14 protein-coding genes are annotated in these 21,740 nt (G+C 69.6%); 12 read left to right on the forward strand and 2 right to left on the reverse strand.

The window, feature by feature from the left end; translation table 11 throughout:
• Positions 1 to 223 precede the first annotated feature (223 nt).
• Positions 224 to 1,108 carry an IclR family transcriptional regulator gene (locus GBZ26_RS12540; RefSeq protein ID WP_174439127.1) on the reverse strand — a complete coding sequence of 295 codons (885 nt, stop codon included), beginning with the start codon at positions 1,106 to 1,108 and terminating at the stop codon, positions 224 to 226.
• 166 nt (positions 1,109 to 1,274) lie between these two features.
• Here GBZ26_RS12540 and GBZ26_RS12545 point away from each other — a divergent pair, with 166 nt between their 5' ends.
• The 7 genes from GBZ26_RS12545 to GBZ26_RS12575 all read left to right on the forward strand — a co-directional run bounded on the left by GBZ26_RS12545 (position 1,275) and on the right by GBZ26_RS12575 (position 10,005).
• Entirely contained in the window at positions 1,275 to 2,045 is a 771-nt protein-coding gene (locus GBZ26_RS12545) for an enoyl-CoA hydratase/isomerase family protein (protein WP_040136931.1), read from the forward strand.
• A 125-nt stretch (positions 2,046 to 2,170) separates the two neighbouring features.
• Positions 2,171 to 3,247 carry a polyamine ABC transporter substrate-binding protein gene (locus tag GBZ26_RS12550; protein WP_174439128.1) on the forward strand — a complete coding sequence of 359 codons (1,077 nt, stop codon included), beginning with the start codon at positions 2,171 to 2,173 and terminating at the stop codon, positions 3,245 to 3,247.
• A gap of 30 nt (positions 3,248 to 3,277) precedes the next feature.
• On the forward strand, positions 3,278 to 4,381 hold the full coding sequence (locus GBZ26_RS12555; RefSeq protein ID WP_174439129.1) for an ABC transporter ATP-binding protein: 1,104 nt from the start codon (positions 3,278 to 3,280) through the stop codon (positions 4,379 to 4,381).
• Positions 4,378 to 6,147 carry an ABC transporter permease subunit gene (locus GBZ26_RS12560; protein WP_174439130.1) on the forward strand — a complete coding sequence of 590 codons (1,770 nt, stop codon included), beginning with the start codon at positions 4,378 to 4,380 and terminating at the stop codon, positions 6,145 to 6,147. Before GBZ26_RS12555 ends, GBZ26_RS12560 begins: the two co-directional genes overlap by 4 nt.
• 39 nt (positions 6,148 to 6,186) lie before the next feature.
• Positions 6,187 to 7,716: an AMP-binding protein gene (locus GBZ26_RS12565; protein ID WP_174439131.1), complete on the forward strand. Its 1,530-nt coding sequence runs from the start codon at positions 6,187 to 6,189 to the stop codon at positions 7,714 to 7,716.
• A 115-nt stretch (positions 7,717 to 7,831) separates the two neighbouring features.
• Positions 7,832 to 9,535, forward strand: coding sequence for a methyl-accepting chemotaxis protein (locus GBZ26_RS12570; protein ID WP_174439132.1), 1,704 nt, complete (start codon positions 7,832 to 7,834; stop codon positions 9,533 to 9,535).
• Positions 9,536 to 9,651: 116 nt separating this feature from the next.
• Positions 9,652 to 10,005, forward strand: a complete 354-nt coding sequence (locus tag GBZ26_RS12575) for a hypothetical protein (protein WP_174439133.1) — start codon at positions 9,652 to 9,654, stop codon at positions 10,003 to 10,005.
• A 25-nt stretch (positions 10,006 to 10,030) separates the two neighbouring features.
• On the opposite strand, the gene scpC is transcribed toward GBZ26_RS12575, so the two are convergent.
• Complete coding sequence (scpC, locus tag GBZ26_RS12580; protein WP_174439134.1) at positions 10,031 to 11,524, reverse strand: succinyl-CoA:acetate CoA-transferase ScpC; 1,494 nt, start codon at positions 11,522 to 11,524, stop codon at positions 10,031 to 10,033.
• 280 nt (positions 11,525 to 11,804) lie between these two features.
• Between scpC and GBZ26_RS12585 the strand changes: the two genes are divergently transcribed.
• From GBZ26_RS12585 to GBZ26_RS12605, 5 genes are all read left to right on the forward strand, one after another.
• A complete protein-coding gene (locus GBZ26_RS12585; RefSeq protein ID WP_174439135.1) occupies positions 11,805 to 12,983 on the forward strand; it encodes a pyridoxal phosphate-dependent aminotransferase in 1,179 nt (392 codons plus the stop codon).
• A 200-nt stretch (positions 12,984 to 13,183) separates the two neighbouring features.
• Positions 13,184 to 14,533 (forward strand): MdtA/MuxA family multidrug efflux RND transporter periplasmic adaptor subunit, encoded by a 1,350-nt coding sequence (locus GBZ26_RS12590; protein ID WP_174439136.1) that lies wholly within the window; start codon positions 13,184 to 13,186, stop codon positions 14,531 to 14,533.
• Positions 14,534 to 14,557: 24 nt separating this feature from the next.
• Positions 14,558 to 17,659, forward strand: a complete 3,102-nt coding sequence (locus GBZ26_RS12595; protein ID WP_174439137.1) for an MdtB/MuxB family multidrug efflux RND transporter permease subunit — start codon at positions 14,558 to 14,560, stop codon at positions 17,657 to 17,659.
• Positions 17,656 to 20,919: an efflux RND transporter permease subunit gene (locus tag GBZ26_RS12600; RefSeq protein ID WP_174439138.1), complete on the forward strand. Its 3,264-nt coding sequence runs from the start codon at positions 17,656 to 17,658 to the stop codon at positions 20,917 to 20,919. Before GBZ26_RS12595 ends, GBZ26_RS12600 begins: the two co-directional genes overlap by 4 nt.
• A 187-nt stretch (positions 20,920 to 21,106) precedes the next feature.
• Positions 21,107 to 21,740, forward strand: a 634-nt coding sequence (locus GBZ26_RS12605; RefSeq protein ID WP_174439139.1) for a TolC family protein, incomplete at its 3' end; no start/stop codon positions are given.

Genomic DNA, 21,740 nt, shown 5'->3' on the forward strand with positions numbered 1-21,740 from the left:
CCCATCCGCGCTGCGCTGCCGGAGTCCGGTGCGGCGCGTCGGGGCGCTTTGTCTAGAAGATCCGACTTGGTCTGTCAAGCCTTTGTTTTCACATCGGCCATCGTTACTTCGTCTCGTCTTCGGCGTCTCCGCCGTTCCCTTGCCGCCGTCGCGCTTCTCAGCGGCCCCGGCGTCGTGGGAGCCGGGTTATAGGCGGGTTGGATTAGCCCGGCAAGCGCTTTTTTCATCGAAGAGTGTTTTTCCTCGGTGGTGTCGGACGGCCGATGGTGGAGATGGACGACGCGGCAGCAACGACCAGCGGGGCGAAGCGCTCCTCCGCCTCCTGCGGGGTGAAGCGCGAGCGCGAGACGGCGATGTTGATGGCGCCGATGGGCATCCCGGCCGGACCGACGACGGCCGCCGCGATCGACAGGTCCCCGTGGTAGTATTCCTCGAAGGCGGTGGCATAGCCGAGGCCGGCGGACCGCTCGATCTTCGCCAGCAGATCCTCCCGCTTCCATGTGGTGTTCGGCGTGAAGGGGTGCAGGTCCATCCGGTCGATCAGGGCGACGACCTCCTCCATCGGCATCCGCGACAGCATCGCTACCCCCGGCGCCGTGCAGTAGGCCGGCATCCGCATGCCGATGACGACGTCGGTGTTCAGCACATGGCGGCTCATGAAGCGCGACACGAAGACGATCTCCGTGTCGTCCAGCATGGTCAGATTGATCGTCTCCTCGGTCGTCTTGCTGAGATGCATCAGGTAGGGCATCGAGCGTTCGAGCAGCCCGTTGCCGCGCAGATAATGATGGCCGAGGTCGAGCGTCTTGACCGTCAGCTCGAACCGCTTCGTTTCCGGGTCCTTGTGCAGGTAGCCCAGCTTTTCCAGCGTGTGGGTGAAGCGCTGCGCCGCGCTTTTGTCCAACCCGACGATCGAGGCGATCTGGGTCAGGCTCATCGTCGGGCGCGCCGCGTCGAACGCGTTCAGCACACGGAACGCCTTCTCCACGGACATCACCATCAAGGGATCGCCGGCGCGCGCGGTGCCGCCCTCCTTCACCGGGGCGTCCGCGTCGATGGTTGCGGATTCCGTGTCTGACTGTCGGGAAGACGGACGGCGCGGAGCCATGGCGATCGGTCCTGTGGTTCGTGTGCGAGAGATACCGTTGACAGGTCTAGCAAAGCAAGCCAAGCTATTCAATACCAAGTATCGTATTGCAATACGACGCGCCGCGCCGAGGGGCGCCGGAACATCCGCAAGGCGCGCGAAACGCCCCGCTTACAGGAGTGGTCCCGTGTTCAAATTCATCCTCACCGAGGTCCGCGGCCCGGTCGGCATCATCACGCTGAACCGCCCGGAGATCCTGAACGCCTGGAACGCCGCGATGCGCGACGAGCTGGTCGTCGCCTTCGACCAGTTCGAGAACCAGGACGGCGTGCGCGCGATCATCCTGACCGGGGCCGGCGACCGCGCCTTCGGTGCCGGGCAGGACCTGAACGAGACCAAGACCTTCGACGCCGACCGCGCCGAGGAGTGGGTGGCGGAGTGGGAGCGCCTCTACCACCGCATGCGCACCCTGTCGAAGCCGCTGATCATCGCGCTGAACGGCGTCGCCGCCGGCTCCGCCTTCCAGGTCGCCCTGCTCGGCGACTTCCGCATCGGCCACGCTGGGGTGCGCATGGGCCAGCCGGAGATCAACTCGGGCATCGCCAGCACCACCGGCCCGTGGATCATGAAGGAGATGATCGGTCTGGCCCGCACCATGGATCTGACCCTGTCCGGCCGGCTGATGGACGCCGAGGAAAGCCACCGCATCGGCCTGATCAACCGTATCGTCCCGCAGGACCGCGTGATGGCCGAATCCCTGGCCCTGGCCGAGGAGCTGGCCGCCAAGCCGCCGGTCGCCATGCGCCTGGACAAGCAGCGCTTCCGCGAGATGACCGAAGCCGGCTTCCGCGACGCCCTGGCCGCCGGCGTGCGCATCCAGCGCGAGGCCTACGCGTCCGGCGAACCGGCCCGGATGATGGAGGAGTTCCTCGCCAAGCGCGCCGCGAAGCGCGCGTAATTCGGGCTCACGCCCCAAACACGGCTCTTCCTGGGCGCAACGATCCGCCCACCCGCGCCGCCACGGCGGCGCTCATCCACCGGGGCAACAGAGACGCCCCGGCCGCACAGAACAGGGAGTTTCACATGAGCAAGACCTCCGGCTTCTCCATGGGCCGCCGCAGCCTGATGAAGGGCGCCGCCGGCGTCGCGCTGGGCGCCACCCTGCCCGCCGGGCTGCTGCGTCCGGCCTTCGCCGCCACGCAGCAGATCACCGTCGCCGACCCGGGCGGCCCTTACAGCCCGGCCTTCCGCAAGTCCTTCTACGACCCGTTCGAGAAGGCCACCGGCATCAAGGTCGTCAACGTCGCCCGCGAGGCGGAGCCGACCGCCCAGTTCAAGGCCATCGTCGAGACCAAGTCCTACACCTGGGACGTCTGCACGCTGACCCTGTCGGCGCGCGACATCCTGATGAAGCAGAACCTGCTGGAGCCGCTGAACTTCGCGGCGGCGGACGTCCCCGGTCTGATGCCGGAGTCGCTGACCAGCCATTGGATGGGCACCGACGTCTATTCGACCATCCTCGGCTACCGCGCCGACAAGTTCGCCTCCAACGCCCCGCAGAGCTGGGCCGATTTCTGGAACGTCGAGAAGTTCCCGGGCCGCCGCTCGCTGCGCAAGAACCCGATCGACACGCTGGAGCAGGCGCTGCTCGCCGACGGCGTGCCGCTCGACCAGCTCTACCCGCTCGACGTCGACCGCGCCTTCAAGGCGCTCGACCGCATCAAGCCGCACGTCGCCGTGTGGTGGACCGGCGGCGCCCAGTCCAGCCAGCTCATCCAGAGCGGCGAGGTCGACATGATCGCCCTGTGGAACGCCCGCGCCCAGGCGGTGATCGACGGCGGCGCCCCGGTGAAGATCAATTGGAACCAGGGGCTCTATTCGATCGAGGGCTGGGGCATCCCGCGCGGCAACCCGCGCGCCGACGCCGCCCGCCAGTTCATCAAGTTCTGCGCCGATCCGTCCCGTCAGGCGGTCTTCACCGAGGTGCTGGCCTACGGCCCGACCAACCTCGACGCCTACAAGAGCATCCCGAAGGAGCGCGCCCAGGCGCTGCCCACCTTCGAAGACAATCTGAAGGTGATGACCATCGCCAAGGAAGATTGGTGGGGCGCCAACCGGTCGAAGATGAACGAGCGCTTCAACGCCTGGATCCTCGGCTAAGCCCGCCTGTCGGAAAGGAGACCCGCCGCCATGCTCTCACCGCTCGCACAGGCGCGGACAGCGCCGGTCCAGGCCGGAGCCGCCGCCACGCCGAAGCTGCTGGTCGACGGCCTGACCAAACGGTACGGCGCCATCACGGCGCTGGAACCCACCCGCCTGGAAGTCCCGGCGGGCGAGTTCCTGACGCTGCTCGGCCCGTCGGGGTCCGGCAAGACCACGCTGCTGCAGATGATCTGCGGGCTGGTGGAGCCGAGCGGCGGGCGCATCCTGATCGACGGGCAGGACGAGACCCGGACTCCCGTGCACAAGCGGGACATCGGCCTCGTCTTCCAGCATTACGCCCTGTTCCCGCACCTGACGGTGGCGGAGAACATCGGCTTTCCCCTGCGCATGCGCGGCGTCGCCCCGGCGGATCTGGCGCGGCGCGTGAAGGAAGCGCTGGAGATGGTCCATCTCGGCCATCTCGCCGGGCGCTTTCCCAAGGAGCTGTCCGGTGGGCAGCAGCAGCGCGTCGCCCTGGCGCGCTGCTTCGTCTACCAGCCCTCGGTCATTTTGATGGACGAGCCGCTGGGGGCGCTCGACAAGAAGCTGCGCGAGCACATGCAGTACGAGATCAAGCGCCTGCACCGCGAAACGGGCGCGACGATCATCTACGTCACCCATGACCAGGAGGAAGCCCTGGCCATGTCGGACCGCATCTGCCTGATGAACCATGCCCGCATCGAGCAGCTCGGCACCCCGCACGACATCTACGCCCGTCCGAAGACCGCCTTTGCCGCCGACTTCATCGGCGTGTCGAACATCTTCCGCGGGCAGGTCAAGCGCGACGGAACCGGAGCGCCCATGCTGGTCACCGGCAACGGCAGCTTCCGCCTGTCCGCCGACACGCCGGACCGTCCGGACGGCACGCTGGTCGTCCGCCCCGAGCAGCTCGACATCGACGGCGAGGGCGACAACGAGGTGCGGGGCGAGGTCGTGGACACCGTCTATGCCGGGTCCGAGACCCGTGTCCTGGTGTCGCTTGGCGGCGAGGAGACGATCACCGTCCGCCTGCGCCGCGGCACCGCCCCGCCGCGGCTGGGCGAGGTGGTCGCGGTGCGCTGGCGCGCCGACGCCGGGGTGCTGGTGTCATGAGCGCCGCCACCCTGAACCACGACGGCGCCTTCGCCGCGGCGCGGCGGCGGCTGCGCTTCGGCCCGCTGTGGCTGGCCGCCCCCGGGCTCGCCTTCCTGGCCATTTTCTTCCTGTTCCCGGTGCTGCGGCTGCTCGGCCTCAGCGTCCAGGACCTGGAGACCTCGGCCTGGACCGGCGACCATTACGCCCGCATCGTCGCCACGGACGTCTATTTCCGCGTCCTGATGAGCACCTTCCGCATCGCCGGGCTGACCGCCCTGCTGTCGCTCCTGTTCGGCTATCCGCTGGCCTACTGGCTGGCGCAGTTGCCGGAGCGGCAGCGCGGGCTGGCGATCCTGGCGGTGATGGTGCCCTTCTGGACCAGCTATCTGGTGAAGACCTTCGCCTGGATGGTCATCCTGGGGCGCACCGGCGTCATCAACCAGATCCTTTCCGGCACCGGGATGTCCCCCCTGCCGCTGCTGCACAACGAGTTCGGCGTGATGGCCGGCATGGTCCACGCCATGCTGCCGCTGGCCGTGCTGACCATGCTGCCGGTGCTGACCACCATCGACCGCCGGCTGGTCCAGGCGGCCGAGACGCTGGGCGCGCCGCCGGCCAACGCCTTCTGGCTGGTCTATTTCCAGCTCTCGCTGCCCGGCGTGGCGGCGGCGGGCCTGCTCACCTTCATCTCCTCGCTCGGCTTCTTCATCGTGCCGGCGCTGCTCGGCGGGCCGCAGCAGACCATGCTGGCGCAGCTCATCATCACCCAGATCCAGGAGATGCTGAACTGGGCCTTCGCCGGCGCGCTGGCCACCTTCATGCTGGTCGCGGCACTGGTCACCTGCTGGGTCTACGACCGGCTGTTCGGCCTGTCCTCCCTGTCGGGAGAAACCTCCGGGCGGACCGGCAGCGGCCAGGGCCACCTGCGCAGCGCCGGGATGAAGATCCTGTCGGCGCTCGCCAAGGCGTCAACGGCGCTGGGTGGCCCAGTGGGACGCGCGCTGGGGCCGAAGATGATGGACCGGCTGCTGCCGCTCTATTCAGCCCTGGTGATCGTCTTCCTGGTCGCCCCGGCGCTGGTCGTGGTGCCCATCGCCTTCACCACCTCCCCCTTCCTCGACTTCCCGCCGCCGGGCTACGGGCTGGAGTGGTTCCGCGTCTACTTCAACTCCGACCTGTGGGTGTCGGCGACGATCCGCTCCTTCGCGGTGGCCTTCGCCACGGCGGTCCTGGCGACGCTGGTCGCCGGTCTGGCCGCGCTGGCGCTCGCCCGCTCCTCCTCGCGCTGGCGGGGGGCGATCTTCGCCTTCTTCCTGGCGCCGATGATCGTGCCGCGCATCGTCATCGCGGTCGGGCTGTTCTACCTGTTCGCCCAGATCGGGCTGGTCGCCACCGACCTCGGCCTGATCATCGGCCACACGGTGCTCGCCCTGCCCTTCGCCTTCGTTGCGATCTCCGCGGTGGTCAAGGGGCACGACTGGCGGCTGGACCAGGCGGCGGCGACGCTGGGGGCGAACCGCTTCCGGACGCTGATGCTGGTCACCGTTCCGCTGATCCGCGGCGGTCTGGTGGCGGCCTTCCTGTTCGCCTTCATCACCTCCTTCGACGAGCTGACCGTGGCGATCTTCGTCAGCGGCGGTGTCAAGACCACGCTGCCCAAGCAGATGTGGGACGACATGATCCTCCAGTTGAACCCGACGCTGGCCGCCGTGTCCGTCGTGGTCTTCGCGATCGTGATGGCCCTGCTGCTGATGGCGGAATGGCTGCGCCGTCCGGCGCGCTGATCCGCAACCAACCGACCAAACGCATTCGAGATACGCATCATGTCCGATTTCGATGAAGGGTTCGTCCGCCTGTTCACGCAGGCGGCCCGGACCGGGCGTGCCCGCCTGTTCGCCCGCTTCAACGGCGAGGCTCTCAGCTTCTCCACGCTCGACCGCCAGTCCGACGGCGTGGCTGCGGAGCTGCGGCGGCTGGGGCTGAAGCCCGGCGACCGCGTGGCGCTGATGCTGCGCAACAGCCCGCTGGTGCTCTCCACCCTGTTCGGCCTCGCCAAGGCGGGGCTGGTCTGGGTGCCGATCAACGCCCAGCAGCGCGGCGAGGGCCTGCGCTACATCCTGGAGCATTCGGAGCCCGGCGCCATCATCGCCGAGGCCGAGTTCCTGCCGGTGATCGCCGAGACGGGAGCGGTACGCGCCGGCACGCCGCTGATCGTCCAGGGCGACCCCGCCGCGGCGCTGCGGCTGGAAGCCCTGCTGGAGTCCGACGCCGCCTTCGATGAGGCGCCGCCCGCCCCCGACGACACCTTCGCCATCATGTACACCTCCGGCACCACCGGGCGGCCCAAGGGCGTGCTGGTGTCGCACCGCATGATGCGGCTGGCCGGCGAGGCGGTGGCCCGCGTCTCCGCCGCCCGCGACGGCGACGTGCTGTTCGTGTGGGAGCCGCTGTACCACATCGGCGGCGCCCAGATGATCGTCATGCCGCTGATCCGCAACGTGTCGCTGGCCATGGTCGACCGCTTCAGCGCCAGCCGCTTCTGGGACCAAGTGCGCGAGTATGGGGCGACCCATATCCATTATCTGGGCGGCATCCTGCAGATCCTGCTGAAGCAGCCCGTCTCGCCGCGCGACCATGACCACCCCGTGCGCATCGCCTGGGGCGGCGGCTGCCCCAAGGAGACCTGGACGCCCTTCGAGGAGCGGTTCGGCGTGCAGATCCGCGAATGCTACGGCATGACCGAGGCGTCGAGCATCACCACCTGCAACGACGAGGGCGTGGTCGGCGCGGTCGGCCGCCCGATGCCCTGGTTCAGCGTGGAACTGCTGGACGGCGCGGGCAAGCCGGTGCCGCAGGGCGAACGGGGCGAGATCGTCGTCCGCACCGACCGCCCCGGCGCCATCTTTCCCGGCTATTTCCGCAACCCGGAGGCGACGGCCCGCGCGCTCAAGGACGGCGCCCTGCACACCGGCGACCTCGGCTCGCTCGACGAAAGCGGGACGCTGCTGTTCCACGGCCGGATGACCGACAGCGTGCGCTGCAAGGGCGAGAACGTCTCGGCCTGGGAGGTCGAGCATGTGGCGGCCACTCACCCCAGCGTCGAGGACTGCGCCATCATCGGCGTCGCAGCCGACGTGGGCGAGCAGGACATCAAGCTGTTCGTGAAGCCGAAGGCCGGGGCGACGCTGGACATCCCGTCGTTGTCCGGCTGGCTCGGAAAACAGCTCGCGCCCTACCAGAATCCGCGCTACATCGCGGTGGTCGAGGAGTTCGAGCGCACCCCCAGCCAGCGCATCATGAAGCACAAGCTGTCCCCTGCCTTAGACGGCTGCTGGGATCGGCTGGCCGGCTGACGGCGCGTCTCACCTCCCCCCGCATGCCGCAAGGCTGCGGGGGAATTTTTTGGACCCGGCTCCTGGCGCCCGCGCCGCCCCACCGATCGAGCCCGTTTACTGGAAAGCCTTGGACATGCCGCTGCACCGCTGGTTCTCGAACCGCAAGTTATTGCACAAGATCCTCGTCCCGGTTCTTGTTCTGCTGATCGTCATCGCCAGCCTCGTCTGGACCGCCCGGAGCGCGATCTCCGATCTGACAAGCTCAACCGCCCGCATCACCGAACTGGTTGCCGACCGGCTCGGCGCAACCATCGCCGTGCAATCGGCGCTGGGCGACGCCATGGACACCGAGGCGAACGCCATCGTCGCCTCGTCCCGCGAGGCCATCGACGCCGCCAACGCGCAGCTCACGGCCAACATCGCCAAGGCCCTGTCCGCCATCGACACGCTGGCCGAGGCCTACGACGACCCGGCGGAGCGCGAGAGCATCCAGGCCATCAAGTCGATCGTCGGGGAGTATGAGCGCGTTGCCCAGACGACCGTGCAGCTGGCCCGCGGCTTCGACACCGACGGCGCCATCCGCGTGTCCATCGACGTCGGCCGCCCCGTCCGGCAGAAGCTGACCGCCGCGCTGGGCGAGCGGGTGGAGCAGAGCATGGCCGACACGCGGGAGGCCGAGAAGCGCGCCACCGCGCTCTCCCAACAGGTCATGACGCGGCTCTACACGGTCGCGGGCGTCGGCCTGCTGTTCGCCTTCGGCCTGCTGGGGTCCATCCTCCTGTTCTTCGTCGTGCGTCCGCTGCACCGCCTGACCTCGGAGATGACCTCGATCGCCGCCGGCGACCTGACCGTGTCCATCCAGGGCACCGAACGCACGGACGAGGTCGGCCTGCTCGCCCGCGCGCTCCAGGTCTTCAAGAGCAACGGGCTCGACATGCGCCGCCTCCAGGAGGAGAGCGACGCGCAGAAGCGCCAGATGGAGGCCGACCGCCGCGCCGCCATGCTGGCCCTGGCCGACCAGTTCGACGCCAACGTGCAGGGCGTGGTCCAGGCCGTGTCGCAGGCCGCCCGCCAGCTTCAGAGCAACGCGCAGACGATGACCGGCGCCGCCGAGACGACGACGGAACAGGCCTCCTCGGTCGCCGCCGCGACGGAGCAGGCGTCGGCCAACGTCGCGACGGTCGCCGCCGCCTCGGAGCAGCTCGGCAGCTCCATCGGGGAGATCGGCCGTCAGGTCAACGGTGCTGCGACGGTCGCCCGCGACGCCGTGACCGAAGGGGAACGGACCAACGCGCTGGTCGAGCGGCTGGCCAGCGCCGCCCAGAAGATCGGCGACGTGGTCAACCTGATCCAGAACATCGCGTCGCAGACCAACCTGCTGGCGCTGAACGCCACCATTGAGGCGGCGCGCGCGGGCGAGGCCGGCAAGGGCTTCGCCGTGGTGGCGGGCGAGGTCAAGGCGCTGGCCACCCAGACCTCCCAGGCGACCGAGGAGATCGCCAGCCAGATCACCGAGATCCAGGCGATCACCGAAGGCACCGTGACGGCCATCCGCAACATCGCCCGGACCATCGCCGACGTGGACGCCATCGCCGGCGCCATCGCCGCCGCCGTGGAGGAGCAGACCGCCGCCACGCACGAGATCGGCCGCAACATCCAGCAGGCGGCCCAGGGCACCCGGCTGGTCTCCGGCAACATCGGCGGCGTCAGCCAGTCGGCCACCGACGTGCGCGAGGCCGCCGCGGAGGTGCTGGACGCCGCGAACAGCCTGTCCCGCGATTCCGACCTGCTGCGCGACGAGATCCACGGCTTCATCGCGCGGGTCCGCGCCGGCTGACAGCCTTGCGCGAGCGTGACCCCCGCGTGACCATTTGTGCGTCGCGCGGGGGTGGCGCCCCCAACGGCCGAATTCGTGGTAGCATGGCGCTCCACAGTCGGAAGCCTTTGGAACCCATGCCGAGCCTGTCCAGCGGCCTCAACGCCCTCATCGCCACGGTCCTGCGCAGCCACCCGTCGCTGCGGGTGCTGCCGGTGTCCCGCTACACCCAGGATCAGGCCGCCGCCTACGCCGCCGTCAACGGGCGGGCCATCGCCCACGCCGTCGACGAGCGGGGGCGGCAGTCGCTCCTGGTCGCCATGACCGGGCTGGATTACGTCAGCGTCTGCGACCTCGACCATGACCTGACGGTTCCCGCCGAACAGCCGGTGTCGCTGATCGTGCCCGAACTGCGCGGCGGGCTGCTGGCCCGCTTCACCCCGCGCACCGCCGGGGACGTGTGCCGGATCGTCGAGGCCGTCTGCCCCTGATCCGGCGCGCGCCCCCATCGGGGCGTCAGGCCGGCCGCATGCTGCCCGTCTGCTGGTAGCGCTGGTGCCAGGAGAAGGCTTCCTCCAGCAGATGCGGCGTGTGGCCGCCGCGCTGGAGCGCCCGGCGGTGATAGTCCAGCGCCAGCTCGCGGTAGCCGGGGTGGACACAGTTGCGGATGATCGTCTCCGCCCGCTCGCGCGGGGCGAGGCCGCGCAGGTCGGCCAGACCGGTTTCGGTCACCAGGACGTCCACGTCATGCTCGTTGTGGTCGGTGTGGGTGACCATCGGCACGACGCTGGAGATCCGGCCGTCCTTGGCCAGCGACTTGGTGACGAAGATGGCGAGATGGGCGTTGCGCGCGAAGTCGCCGGAGCCGCCGATGCCGTTCATCATCTGCGTGCCGTTGACGTGGGTCGAGTTCACGTTGCCGTAGATGTCGCACTCCAGCGCCGTGTTGATGCCGATCACGCCCAGCCGGCGGATGACCTCCGGGTGGTTGGAGATCTCCTGCGGCCGCAGCAGCAGCCGGCCCTTGTAGCTGCCGATCCTCGGCAGGACCTCCGCGTATTTGCCGGCGCTCAGCGTGATCGAGGAGCCTGAGGCGAAGGTCAGCTTGCCGGCGTCGAACAGCTCGAAGGTGCTGTCCTGCAGGACCTCGCTGTACATGGTCAGCTCGTGGAACGGGCTGTCGATCATGCCGTGCAGCACGGCGTTGGCGATGGTCCCGATCCCGGCCTGGAGCGGGTTCAGCGAGCGCCCCAGCCGGCCCTGCCGCACCTCGCGGTCGAGGAACTCGATCAGGTGCCCGGCGATGTCCCGGGTCTCGCCGTCCGGCGGCAGGATGGTGGCGCTGCTGTCCTGCTTGCGGGTCACCACGATGGCCGCGATCTTCGACGGGTCGATGGGGATATAGGGCAGGCCGGCGCGGCTCTCCGCGGTCACCACCGGGATCGGTTCGCGGAAGGGGCGGCGCGTCGGAATGTAGACGTCGTGCATCCCCTCCAGGTCGAGCGGCTGGGTCAGGTTCAGCTCGACGATGACCTTCTCGGCCAGGATGGCGAAGGTCGCGGAGTTGCCGATCGAGGTCGTGGGGACGATCCCGCCCGTCTCGGTGATCGCGCAGGCCTCGATCACCGCCACGTTCACCGGCCCCATCTGGCGGGAGCGCAGAAGCTCGACCGTCTCCGACAGGTGCTGGTCGACGAACATCACCTCGCCGCGGTTGATCGCCTTGCGCAGCACCGGGTCGGCCTGGAACGGCAGGCGGCGGGCCAGCACCCCGGCCTCCGTCAGGATGCGGTCCACGTCGTTGCCGAGCGAGGCGCCGGTCATCAGCGTGACCTTCAGCCGCTCCGTCGCGGCGCGTTCGGCCAGCGCCAGCGGAACCGCCTTGGCGTCACCGGCGCGGGTGAAGCCGCTCATGCCGATGGTCATGCCGTCGTGGATCAGCAGGGCCGCCTCTTCCGGCGTCACCACCTTCCCCCACAGGGACTTCAGGCGAATACGGTCGCGGTACATGGTTGTCCTTTGCACGTTCTCGGGCGTTTGTTGCCGATGGAAACTGTTCGGCAGACGATTCACTCGTTTTATCGTTGAGGTCCGTCATAGGCCCCGCTTTCGCAGCGCTGCAATTGCCGGTCGGTCATATCAGGGTGTCCTAATGGGCATGAATGGCCGCCTTGCGCCGTCGCCCCTCAAACGCCCGGTTGTGCCCCGGCACAGCCCTGGGGCATATGGATGGGTCGTCCGCCGGGAACCTTTCCGGCCAATGCGAAAGCCTGCCAGGGAGTCTCCGCCGATGCGTTTCTCGTCCCTCACCGACCGCATCCGCGGCGACCGCGTCGCGGCCTGGGACATCCATTTCGCCGCCTGGACCGCCAAGGGCCGCGGCGAGGACGTGATCGTGCTAAGCGTCGGCGACCCCGATTTCGACACGCCCGCCCCGGTGCGCGACGCCGCCATCGCCGCCCTGCACGCCGGCGACACCCATTACACCCCCATTCCCGGCCGTCCGGAACTGCGCGCCGCGCTGGCCCGCGACGTGACCCGCCGCACCGGCCTGCCGGTGGAACCGGAGAACGTCATCGTCTGTGCCGGGGCGCAGAACGGGCTGTTCAACGCCACCCTCTGCCTCGTCGAGGCGGGGGACGAGGTGCTGGTGCCGGAGCCGATGTACCTGACCTACGAGGCCTGCGTCCGCGCGTCGGGCGCCACGCTGGTCCCGGTGGCCCCGGACGCCGCCACGCTGCGGCTGGACCCGGCGGCGCTGGCCGCAGCCATCACCCCGCGCACCCGAGCCATCTTCCTGGCGACCCCCGCCAACCCCACCGGCATTGTGATGTCCATGGAGGAGCTGGAGGCCGTCGCCGACCTCGCCCGCCGCCACGATCTGTGGGTGGTCGCCGACGAGGTCTACGCCAGCCTGACCTTCGACCGGCCGCACATCGGCATCGCCACCCTGCCCGGCATGGCGGAGCGCACGGTGACCATCAACAGCCTGTCCAAGTCGCACGCCATGACCGGCTGGCGCGCCGGCTGGGTGGTCGCCCCGGCGCCGCTGGTCGCCCATATGGGCACGCTGGCGCTGTGCATGCTCTACGGCCTGCCGGGCTTCGTGCAGCAGGCGGCACTGGTCGCCGTCGAGCAGGGGGACGAGGCGGTGGCGGCGATGCGCGAGGGCTACCGCCGCCGCCGCGACATCGCGCTGGAGGCGCTCGGCTCCGTTCCCGGCCTGCGCTGCCTGAAGCCGGAGGCCGGCATGTTCATGCTGGTGGACGTGCGCGGCACCGGCCTGCCGACCATGGAGTTCGCATGGCGGCTGTTTCGCGAGACCGGCGTGTCGGTGCTCGACGCCGGCGCCTTCGGCCCGGCGGCGGCGGGCTGCGTCCGCCTGTCCTTCGCGGTCGGCGAGGCGGAGCTTGCCGAGGCCTGCCGCCGCATCGCCGCCTTCGTGACGGGGTTGGCGTCCGGCGGCTGAGCAACATAGCCCTCCCCCCGGAGGGGAGAGGGGATTCCCGACGCCCCTCGACGCTGTTACCGAGCGTTACAAATCTAATCCCTTCTGGACATATTTTGCGCGCGACGCCGTGATAGCGTCCCGCCGGGATCGGGGCCGGGCCGCCGGCCACCCTCCCGACGCGACTTTCCGGACGACGCCCGCAGGCGATGAAGGACCCGATGGATTTGGACACGCCCCTGAAACCGCCGCCCGCGCCCGGGCCGGACAGTCCCGCCACGGCAGCGCCGGAGGCCCGCCGGGACCGGACGGCTCCCGAGGCCCAGCGGACCGACGCGCCCAGGCGCCGCTCGATCCTGGGACGGGTGCTGGCGTGGCTGGTGGTGGTGGCGCTGATCGGCGGCGGGGTGTGGTGGTTCGCCTTCCGCCCGGCGCCGGAGATGGCGGCGCGCGGCGGCCCCGGCGGGTTCCGGCCCGGCATGCCGACCGCCTCGCCGGTGGTCACCGCCACGGTGGAAAAGGGCGACATGCCGATCCGGCTGAACGGGCTGGGCACCGTCTCGTCGCTCGCCACCGTCACGGTGCGTCCGCAGGTCGGCGGCCAGCTCACCCAGGTCGCCTTCACCGAGGGGCAGGCCGTCCAGAAGGGCGACTTCCTGGCGGAGGTGGACCCGCGGCCCTTTCAGCTCGCCGTCGAGCAGGCCGAGGCCCAGCTTCTGCGCGATCAGGCGCTGCTGAAGAACGCCCGGCTGGACCTGGAGCGCTACCGCCTGCTGGTCAAGCAGGACTCCATCGCCAAGCAGCAGCGCGACACCCAGGAATCGCTGGTCCAGCAGTATGAGGGCACGGTGAAGGCCGATCAGGTGGCGGTGGAGAACGCCAAGCTGAACCTGTCCTACACCCGCATCACCGCCCCCGTTTCCGGCCGCGCCGGGCTGCGGCTGGTCGATTCCGGCAACTACGTCACGGCGGGCGAGGCCGGCGGCATCGTCGTCATCACCCAGGTGCAGCCGATCTCCGTCCTGTTCACCCTGCCGGAGGACAACATTCCGGCGATCATGGCGCGGCTGCGCGACGGGGCGCACCTGCCGGTCACCGCCTACGACCGGACGCGCGACCGCGTGCTGGCGACCGGCACGCTGACCACGGTGGACAACCAGATCGACGTGACCACCGGCACGGTGAAGCTGCGCGCCCAGTTCGACAACGCCGACCAGTCGCTGTTCCCCAACCAGTTCGTCAACGTCCAGCTTCTGGTGGACACGCTGGCCGGCGTGCCGATGGTCCCGGTGGCGGCGGTGCAGCGCGGGGCGCCCGGCACCTACGTCTATGTGGTGAACGGCGCCGACAGCACGGCCTCGGTCCGCCCGGTGACGCTGGGCGCCAGCGACGGGGCGAAGACCGTCATCACACAGGGCGTGCAGCCCGGCGAGACGGTGGTGATCCAGGGCGCCGACCGGCTGCGCGAGGGCGCCAAGGTCGCGGCGACCGACGGCGCGGCTCCGGCAACCCCGGCACCGTCCAGCGAGGGGCCGCGCCCGCAGCGCCGTCCCCAGCGCAACGCGTCGTAACGCGCCTCCCCGCGAACTCCGGCCATGAATATCTCCCACCCCTTCGTAGTCCGCCCGGTCGCCACCTCGCTGCTGATGCTGGCGATCCTGCTGGTGGGGGCGGTGTCCTACCGCTTCCTGCCGCTGTCGGCGCTGCCGGCGGTGGAATACCCGACGATCCAGGTCCAGACCTTCTTCCCCGGCGCCAGCCCGGAGGTGATGACCTCCTCGGTCACCGCCCCGCTGGAGCGCCAGCTCGGCCAGATGCCGGGGCTGGTCCAGATGTCCTCGGTCAGCGCCGCCGGGGCGTCGGTCATCACGCTCCAGTTCGGGCTGGAACTCAGCATCGACATCGCGGAGCAGGAGGTGCAGGCGGCCATCAACGCCGCCGGGAACCTGCTGCCCTCCGACCTGCCCGCCCCCCCGATCTACGCCAAGGTCAACCCGGCCGACGCGCCGATCCTGACTCTCGCCCTGACCTCCAAGACGCTGCCGCTGACCCAGGTGCAGGATCTGGCCGACAGCCGCTTCGCGCAGAAGCTGTCGCAGCTTCCCGGCGTCGGTCTGGTCAGCCTCAGCGGCGGGCACCGCCCGGCGGTGCGCATCCGCGCCAACGTCCAGGCGCTGGCCGCCTATGGGCTGAACATCGACGACCTGCGCAGCACCATCAACACGGCCAACGTCAACTCGCCCAAGGGCACCATCGACGGGCCGACCCGCAACTACACCATCAACGCCAACGACCAGCTCCGCCGGGCCGACGAATACAAGGACCTCGTCGTCGCCTACCGCAGCGGCGCCCCGGTCCGCCTGTCCGACGTGGCCGAGGTGGTGGACAGCGCCGAGAACACCCGGCTGGGCGCCTGGATGAACGACACGCCGGCCATCCTCCTGAACATCCAGCGCCAGCCCGGCGCCAACGTGATCGAGGTGGTGGACCGGGTGAAGGAGTTGCTGCCCAACCTGACCGCTGCCCTGCCCGGCTCGGTCGATGTCGCCGTGCTGACCGACCGCACCGTGACCATCCGCGCCTCCGTCGAGGACGTGCAGATGGAGATGATGGTGGCCATGGGGCTGGTCGTCCTGGTGATCTTCCTGTTCCTGCGCAACATCCCGGCGACGGTCATCCCCAGCCTGTCGGTGCCGCTGTCGCTGGTCGGCACCTTCGCGGTGATGTATCTGGCGGGCTTCAGCCTGAACAACCTGTCCTTGATGGCGCTGACCGTCGCGACCGGCTTCGTCGTCGACGACGCCATCGTGATGATCGAGAACATCGCCCGCCATGTCGAGCGCGGCGAATCCCCGCTCCAGGCCGCGCTGAAGGGGTCGAAGCAGATCGGCTTCACCATCGTGTCGCTGACCGTCTCGCTGATCGCCGTGCTGATCCCGCTGCTGTTCATGGGCGACGTGGTCGGCCGGCTGTTCCGCGAGTTCGCGATCACGCTGGCCGTCACCATCCTGATCTCCGCCGTCGTCTCGCTGACGCTGGTGCCGATGCTCTGCGCCAAGCTGCTGCGCCACCGCGAGCCGCGCGAGATGTCCGCCATCGCCCGGCGCAGCGAGGCGTGGTTCGACGCGGTGATCGCCGGCTACGCCCGCACGCTGCGCTGGGTGCTGGACCGCCAGGGGGTGACGCTGCTGGTCGCCGTGGGCACGCTGGCGCTGACGGTGGTGCTCTACACCGCCATCCCCAAGGGCTTCTTCCCGGCCCAGGACACCGGCCTGATCCAGGGCGTGACGGAGGCCACCCAATCCGTCTCCTACGCCGCCATGGCTGAGCGGCAGCGGGCGCTGGCGGTGGAGGTGCTGAAGGACCCCGACGTGGTCAGCCTGTCCTCCTTCATCGGGGTGGACGGCACCAACACCACCATGAACAGCGGGCGCCTCCTCATCAACCTGAAGCCGAAGGAGCAGCGGACGGATCCTGTGGCCGACATCATCCGCCGCATCCGCCACAACACCGCCGCCATACCCGGAATCGAGCTGTTCATGCAGCCGGTGCAGGACCTGACCATCGACGCCACGGTCAGCCGCACCCAGTACCAGTTCGTGCTTGAGGACGCGAATCCCGAGGAGCTGCGCGTCTGGGCGCCTCGGCTGATCGACCGGCTGGCCGCGGTGCCGGAGATCACCGACGTCACCAGCAACCTTCAGGAGAAGGGGCTGTCGGCCGCCATCACCATCGACCGCGACACCGCCGCGCGCTACGGCGTCACCACGGCGGCCATCGACAACGCGCTGTACGACTCCTTCGGCCAGCGCATCGTCTCGACCATCTTCACCCAGGCCAACCAGTTCCGCGTGATCCTGGAGGCCGACCCCGACCGCATGACGGTGGACCAGCTTCTCACCTCCATCCATCTGCCTTCGGCGGGCGGCGGGCAGGTGCCGCTGGCCGCCTTCGCGCGGATGGAGGTGCGCAACGCGCCGCTCCAGATCAACCATTTCGGGCAGTTCCCGGCGGTCACCGTCTCCTTCAACCTCGCGCCGGGGGTGTCGCTGGGCGCCGCCGTCAAGGCCATCGAGGCGGCGGAGCAGGAGCTTGGCCTGCCGGCCAGCGTGCTGACCCGCTTCCAGGGCGCGGCCCTGGCCTTCCAGGCATCGCTGGGCAACCAGCTTCTGCTGATCCTGGCGGCCATCGTCACGATGTACATCGTGCTGGGCGTCCTCTACGAGAGCTACATCCACCCGATCACGATCCTGTCCACCCTGCCCTCGGCAGGGGTGGGGGCGCTGATCGCGCTGATGCTGGCCGGACACGACCTGGACATCATCGCCATCATCGGCATCATCCTGCTGATCGGCATCGTGAAGAAGAACGCGATCATGATGATCGACTTCGCGCTCGACGCCGAGCGGGAGGAGGGCAAGCCCCCGCGCGAGGCCATCTATCAGGCCTGCCTGCTGCGCTTCCGCCCGATCCTGATGACGACCATGGCGGCTCTGCTCGGCGCCCTGCCGCTGATGCTCGGCACCGGCACGGGGTCGGAGCTGCGCCAGCCGATGGGCGTGTCCATCGTCGGCGGGCTGATCCTCAGCCAGCTTCTGACCCTCTACACCACGCCGGTGATCTATCTGGCCTTCGACCGGCTGGCAGCAAAGCTGCGCGGGCGCCCCGGCGGGCAGGCGGAAGGGACCGCGCGATGAGCTGGGCCGCCAACCTGTCGGCGCCCTTCATCCGGCGGCCAGTGGCGACGACCCTGCTGACGCTCGGGCTGGCGCTGGCCGGGGCGCTGGGCTTCCTGGGGCTGCCGGTGTCGCCGCTGCCGCAGGTGGATTTCCCGACCATCTCGGTCAGCGCCTCGATGCCCGGCGCCAGCCCGGAGACGATGGCGGCGAGCGTCGCGACGCCGCTGGAGCGGCATCTGGCGCAGATCGCCGACGTGACGGAGATGACCTCCTCCAGCTCCGCCGGATCGACGCGCATCACGCTGCAGTTCGGGCTGAACCGCGACATCGACGGCGCGGGGCGGGAGGTGCAGGCGGCCATCAACGCCGCCCGCGCCGACCTGCCGTCCAGCCTGCGCAGCAACCCGACCTACCGCAAGGTCAACCCCGCCGACGCCCCGATCATGATCCTGACCATGACCTCGGCGACGCTCAGCCAGGGGCAGCTCTACGATTCCGCGGCGACCGTGCTCCAGCAGAAGCTGTCGCAGGTGGAGGGCGTCGGGCAGGTCAGCATCGGCGGCAGCTCGCTGCCCGCCGTGCGGGTGGAGCTGAACCCGCGCGCCCTGTTCCAGTACGGCATCGGGCTGGAGGACGTGCGCGCCGCCATTGCGTCCGCCAACGCCAACGCCCCCAAGGGCGCGGTGGAGGACGGGGAGCTGCGCTTCCAGATCTACACCAACGACCAGGCCCGCAAGGCGGAGGAATACCGGTCTCTGGTCATCGCCTACCGCAACGGGGCGGCGGTCCGCCTCTCCGACGTGGCCGAGGTGTCGGACAGCGTGGAGGATCTGCGCAACGCCGGCATCACCAACGGCAAGCCGTCCGTCCTGCTGATCCTGAACCGCCAGCCGGCGGCCAACATCATCGAGACGGTGGACCGGGTGAAGGCCATGCTGCCGGAGCTTCGCGCCTCCATCCCCGCCGACATCGACCTGTCGGTCTCCAGCGACCGCACCACGACCATCCGCGCCTCGCTGGCCGAGGTGGAGCACACGCTCGTCATCGCCGTCGGGCTGGTGGTGATGGTGGTGTTCCTGTTCCTGCGCAACGCGCGGGCGGCGCTGATCCCCAGCGTGGTGGTGCCGGTGTCGCTGGTCGCCACCTTCGGCGCCATGTATCTGCTGGGCTACAGCCTGAACAACCTGTCGCTGATGGCGCTGACCATCGCCACCGGCTTCGTGGTGGACGACGCCATCGTCGTGCTGGAGAACATCGCCCGCCACATCGAGAACGGCATGTCCCGCACCCAGGCGGCGCTGCGCGGCGCGCGGGAGGTCGGCTTCACCGTCCTGTCGATGAGCGTGTCTCTGGTCGCCGTCTTCATCCCGATCCTGCTGATGGGCGGCATCGTCGGCCGGCTGTTCCGCGAATTCGCCCTGACCCTGTCCATCGCCATCCTGGTCTCGATGGTCATCAGCCTGACCACCACGCCGATGATGTGCGCCATCCTGCTGCGCGAGCCGCGCAAGGCCAGGGAACCGGGCCGCGCCGTGGCCGCCCTGCGCCGGTTCGGCACGTGGATCGGCGGGGGCACGCTGCGCCTCTACGACCGGACGCTGACGGCGGCGCTCGACAACAGCCTGCTGACCATGGTGGTCTTCGCGGCGACCGTGGCGCTCAGCGTCCATCTCTTCACGATCATCCCCAAGGGCTTCTTCCCGCAGCAGGACACCGGCCGGCTGATCGGCTTCGTCGTGGCGGACCAGAGCACCTCCTTCGCGCTGATGAAGGAGAAGATGGAGCGCTTCGTGGCGCTGGTGCAGGCCGACCCGGCGGTGGACACGGTGGTCGGCTACACCGGCGGCAGCCGGACCAACAGCGGCTTCATGGCCGTCTCGCTGAAGCCGCTGGCGCAGCGCGACGTGACGGCGGACGCGGTGATCGCCCGGCTGCGCACCCAGCTCACCCAGGTGCCCGGCGCCAACCTCTACCTGTCGGTCATGCAGGATTTGCGGGCGGGGGCGCGGCAATCCAACGCCAACTACCAGTTCACGCTTCAGGGCGACACGCTGGACGAGCTGCAGACCTGGGCGCCCCGCCTGACCCAGGCCCTTCAGCAGGTGCCGGAGCTGACCGAGGTGAACTCCGACCAGCAGCAGCGCGGGCTGGCGCTGGAGGTTAAGGTGGACCGCGACGCCGCGGCGCGGCTGGGCCTGTCCTTCAACCAGATCAACAACACGCTCTACGACGCGTTCGGCCAGCGCTCCGCCTCGACCATCTACAACCCGCTGAACCAGTACCGCGTGATCATGGAGGTCGCCCCCCGGTACCGCGAGGACCCGGAGATGATGAAGGACATCCTCATCAGCAAATCCGGCGGCGCGGTCAGCGGGACCCAGGCGACCAGCGCCATCGCCGGGGCCGCCACGGCCGACACGGAGGCCGCGCGCAACCAGCGCATCAACCAGATCGCCACAACCGGCCGCACCGCCGCCTCCACCGGATCGGCGCTCAGCACCGGCGTGGAGACGATGATCCCGCTTTCGGCCATCGCCCGCATCGCGCTGGAAAACACGCCGCTGTCGGTGAACCACCAGGGGCCGTTCGTCGCCACCACCATCTCCTTCAACCTCGCCCCCGGCATCTCGCTGGGCGAGGGGCTGACCCTGATCCGCCACACCATGGACCGGATCGGCGTGCCGACGACCATCCAGGGCAGCTTCCAGGGCACCGCACGGGTGTTCCAGCAGTCGATCGGCGACCAGCCTGTGCTGATCCTGGCGGCGCTGCTCGCCGTCTACATCGTGCTCGGCGTGCTTTACGAGAGCTACATCCACCCGCTGACCATCCTCTCCACCCTGCCCTCCGCCGGGGTGGGGGCTCTGGTCGCGCTGATGGCGCTGGACAAGGAGCTGAGCGTCATCGCGCTGATCGGCGTCATCCTGCTGATCGGCATCGTCAAGAAAAACGCGATCATGATGATCGACGTGGCTCTGGAGGCGGAGCGGAGCGAGGGGCTGGACCCGCGCACCGCGATCCACCGCGCCTGTCTGCTGCGCTTCCGCCCGATCATGATGACCACGGTCGCCGCCCTGCTGGGCGCCCTGCCGCTGGCGCTCGGCTCCGGCGACGGCGCGGAACTGCGCCAGCCGCTGGGCATCGCCATCGTCGGTGGTCTGGTGGTCAGCCAGATGCTGACCCTCTACACGACCCCAGTCACCTACCTGTACCTCGACCGCTTCCGGCTGTGGTGCCGGCGACGCTGGCGGCGCCCCGAGGCGGGGGTCGCGGCATGATGGAGGCCACTGCCGAAAAGTCCCTCTCCCGCCCCGGGAGAGGGTGCCCGCGACAGCGGGCGGGTGAGGGTCCCGTGAGGATCATGGCGCTGATTCTCGGCGGCACCCTCACCCTTCCCACGCCTGCGGCGCGGGCCCCTTCCCTCTCCCGGGGCGGGAGAGGGGATTGACCGTGGATGAACCTGACATGACGACGATCTTCGGGCGGCGCGCCCGTCTCCTGGGCACGGCGCTCGGCGCCCTCACCCTGCTGTCGGCCTGCGCGGTGGGGCCGGACTACGAGCGGCCTTCCGCGGCCGTGCCGCCGGCCTACAAGGAGGGCGGCATCACCCCCGTGGCCTTCGCACCGCCCGTCCCGCGCGATGACGGCTGGCGCCCCGCAGCCCCCGGACAGGCGGAGGCCGGACCCTGGTGGACCGTCTTCAACGATCCGGTGCTGCACGGGCTGATGCAGCGGGTGGAGGTCGACAACCAGAGCCTGAAGGCGGCGGAGGCTGCCTACCGGCAGGCCAAGGCGCTGTCGGACCAGGCCCGCTCCGCCTTTTTCCCGGTCCTGTCCATCAACGGCGGGGCGGACCGGGTGGGACGCGTCGGGTCGGGCGACCGCGCCACCTCCGGCACCGGTTCCGGCACCGGCATCAGCCGCAGCGGAACCCCGGTGACCACCTACGACGCCGGGCTGGGGGCGAGCTGGGCGCCGGACCTCTGGGGCCGCATCCGCCGCTCGGTGGAAAGCAACGACGCCAACCTCCAGGCCAGCGCCGCCGATTTGGCCGCCGCGCGCCTGTCGGCGCAGGCGCAGCTCGCCACCGCCTACATCC

It is taken from the genome of Azospirillum formosense, assembly GCF_013340925.1.
GTDB classification, from domain to species: Bacteria; Pseudomonadota; Alphaproteobacteria; order Azospirillales; family Azospirillaceae; genus Azospirillum; species Azospirillum formosense.

Coding starts and splice junctions, on each gene's coding strand:
- GBZ26_RS12590 (WP_174439136.1), top strand. CDS start 13,184: ATGGATTTGGACACGCCCCTGAAACCGCCGCCCGCGCCCGGGCCGGAC.
- GBZ26_RS12585 (WP_174439135.1), top strand. CDS start 11,805: ATGCGTTTCTCGTCCCTCACCGACCGCATCCGCGGCGACCGCGTCGCG.
- GBZ26_RS12565 (WP_174439131.1), top strand. CDS start 6,187: ATGTCCGATTTCGATGAAGGGTTCGTCCGCCTGTTCACGCAGGCGGCC.
- GBZ26_RS12595 (WP_174439137.1), top strand. CDS start 14,558: ATGAATATCTCCCACCCCTTCGTAGTCCGCCCGGTCGCCACCTCGCTG.
- GBZ26_RS12555 (WP_174439129.1), top strand. CDS start 3,278: ATGCTCTCACCGCTCGCACAGGCGCGGACAGCGCCGGTCCAGGCCGGA.
- GBZ26_RS12540 (WP_174439127.1), bottom strand. CDS start 1,108: ATGGCTCCGCGCCGTCCGTCTTCCCGACAGTCAGACACGGAATCCGCA.
- GBZ26_RS12600 (WP_174439138.1), top strand. CDS start 17,656: ATGAGCTGGGCCGCCAACCTGTCGGCGCCCTTCATCCGGCGGCCAGTG.
- GBZ26_RS12575 (WP_174439133.1), top strand. CDS start 9,652: ATGCCGAGCCTGTCCAGCGGCCTCAACGCCCTCATCGCCACGGTCCTG.
- GBZ26_RS12560 (WP_174439130.1), top strand. CDS start 4,378: ATGAGCGCCGCCACCCTGAACCACGACGGCGCCTTCGCCGCGGCGCGG.
- GBZ26_RS12570 (WP_174439132.1), top strand. CDS start 7,832: ATGCCGCTGCACCGCTGGTTCTCGAACCGCAAGTTATTGCACAAGATC.
- GBZ26_RS12550 (WP_174439128.1), top strand. CDS start 2,171: ATGAGCAAGACCTCCGGCTTCTCCATGGGCCGCCGCAGCCTGATGAAG.
- scpC (WP_174439134.1), bottom strand. CDS start 11,524: ATGTACCGCGACCGTATTCGCCTGAAGTCCCTGTGGGGGAAGGTGGTG.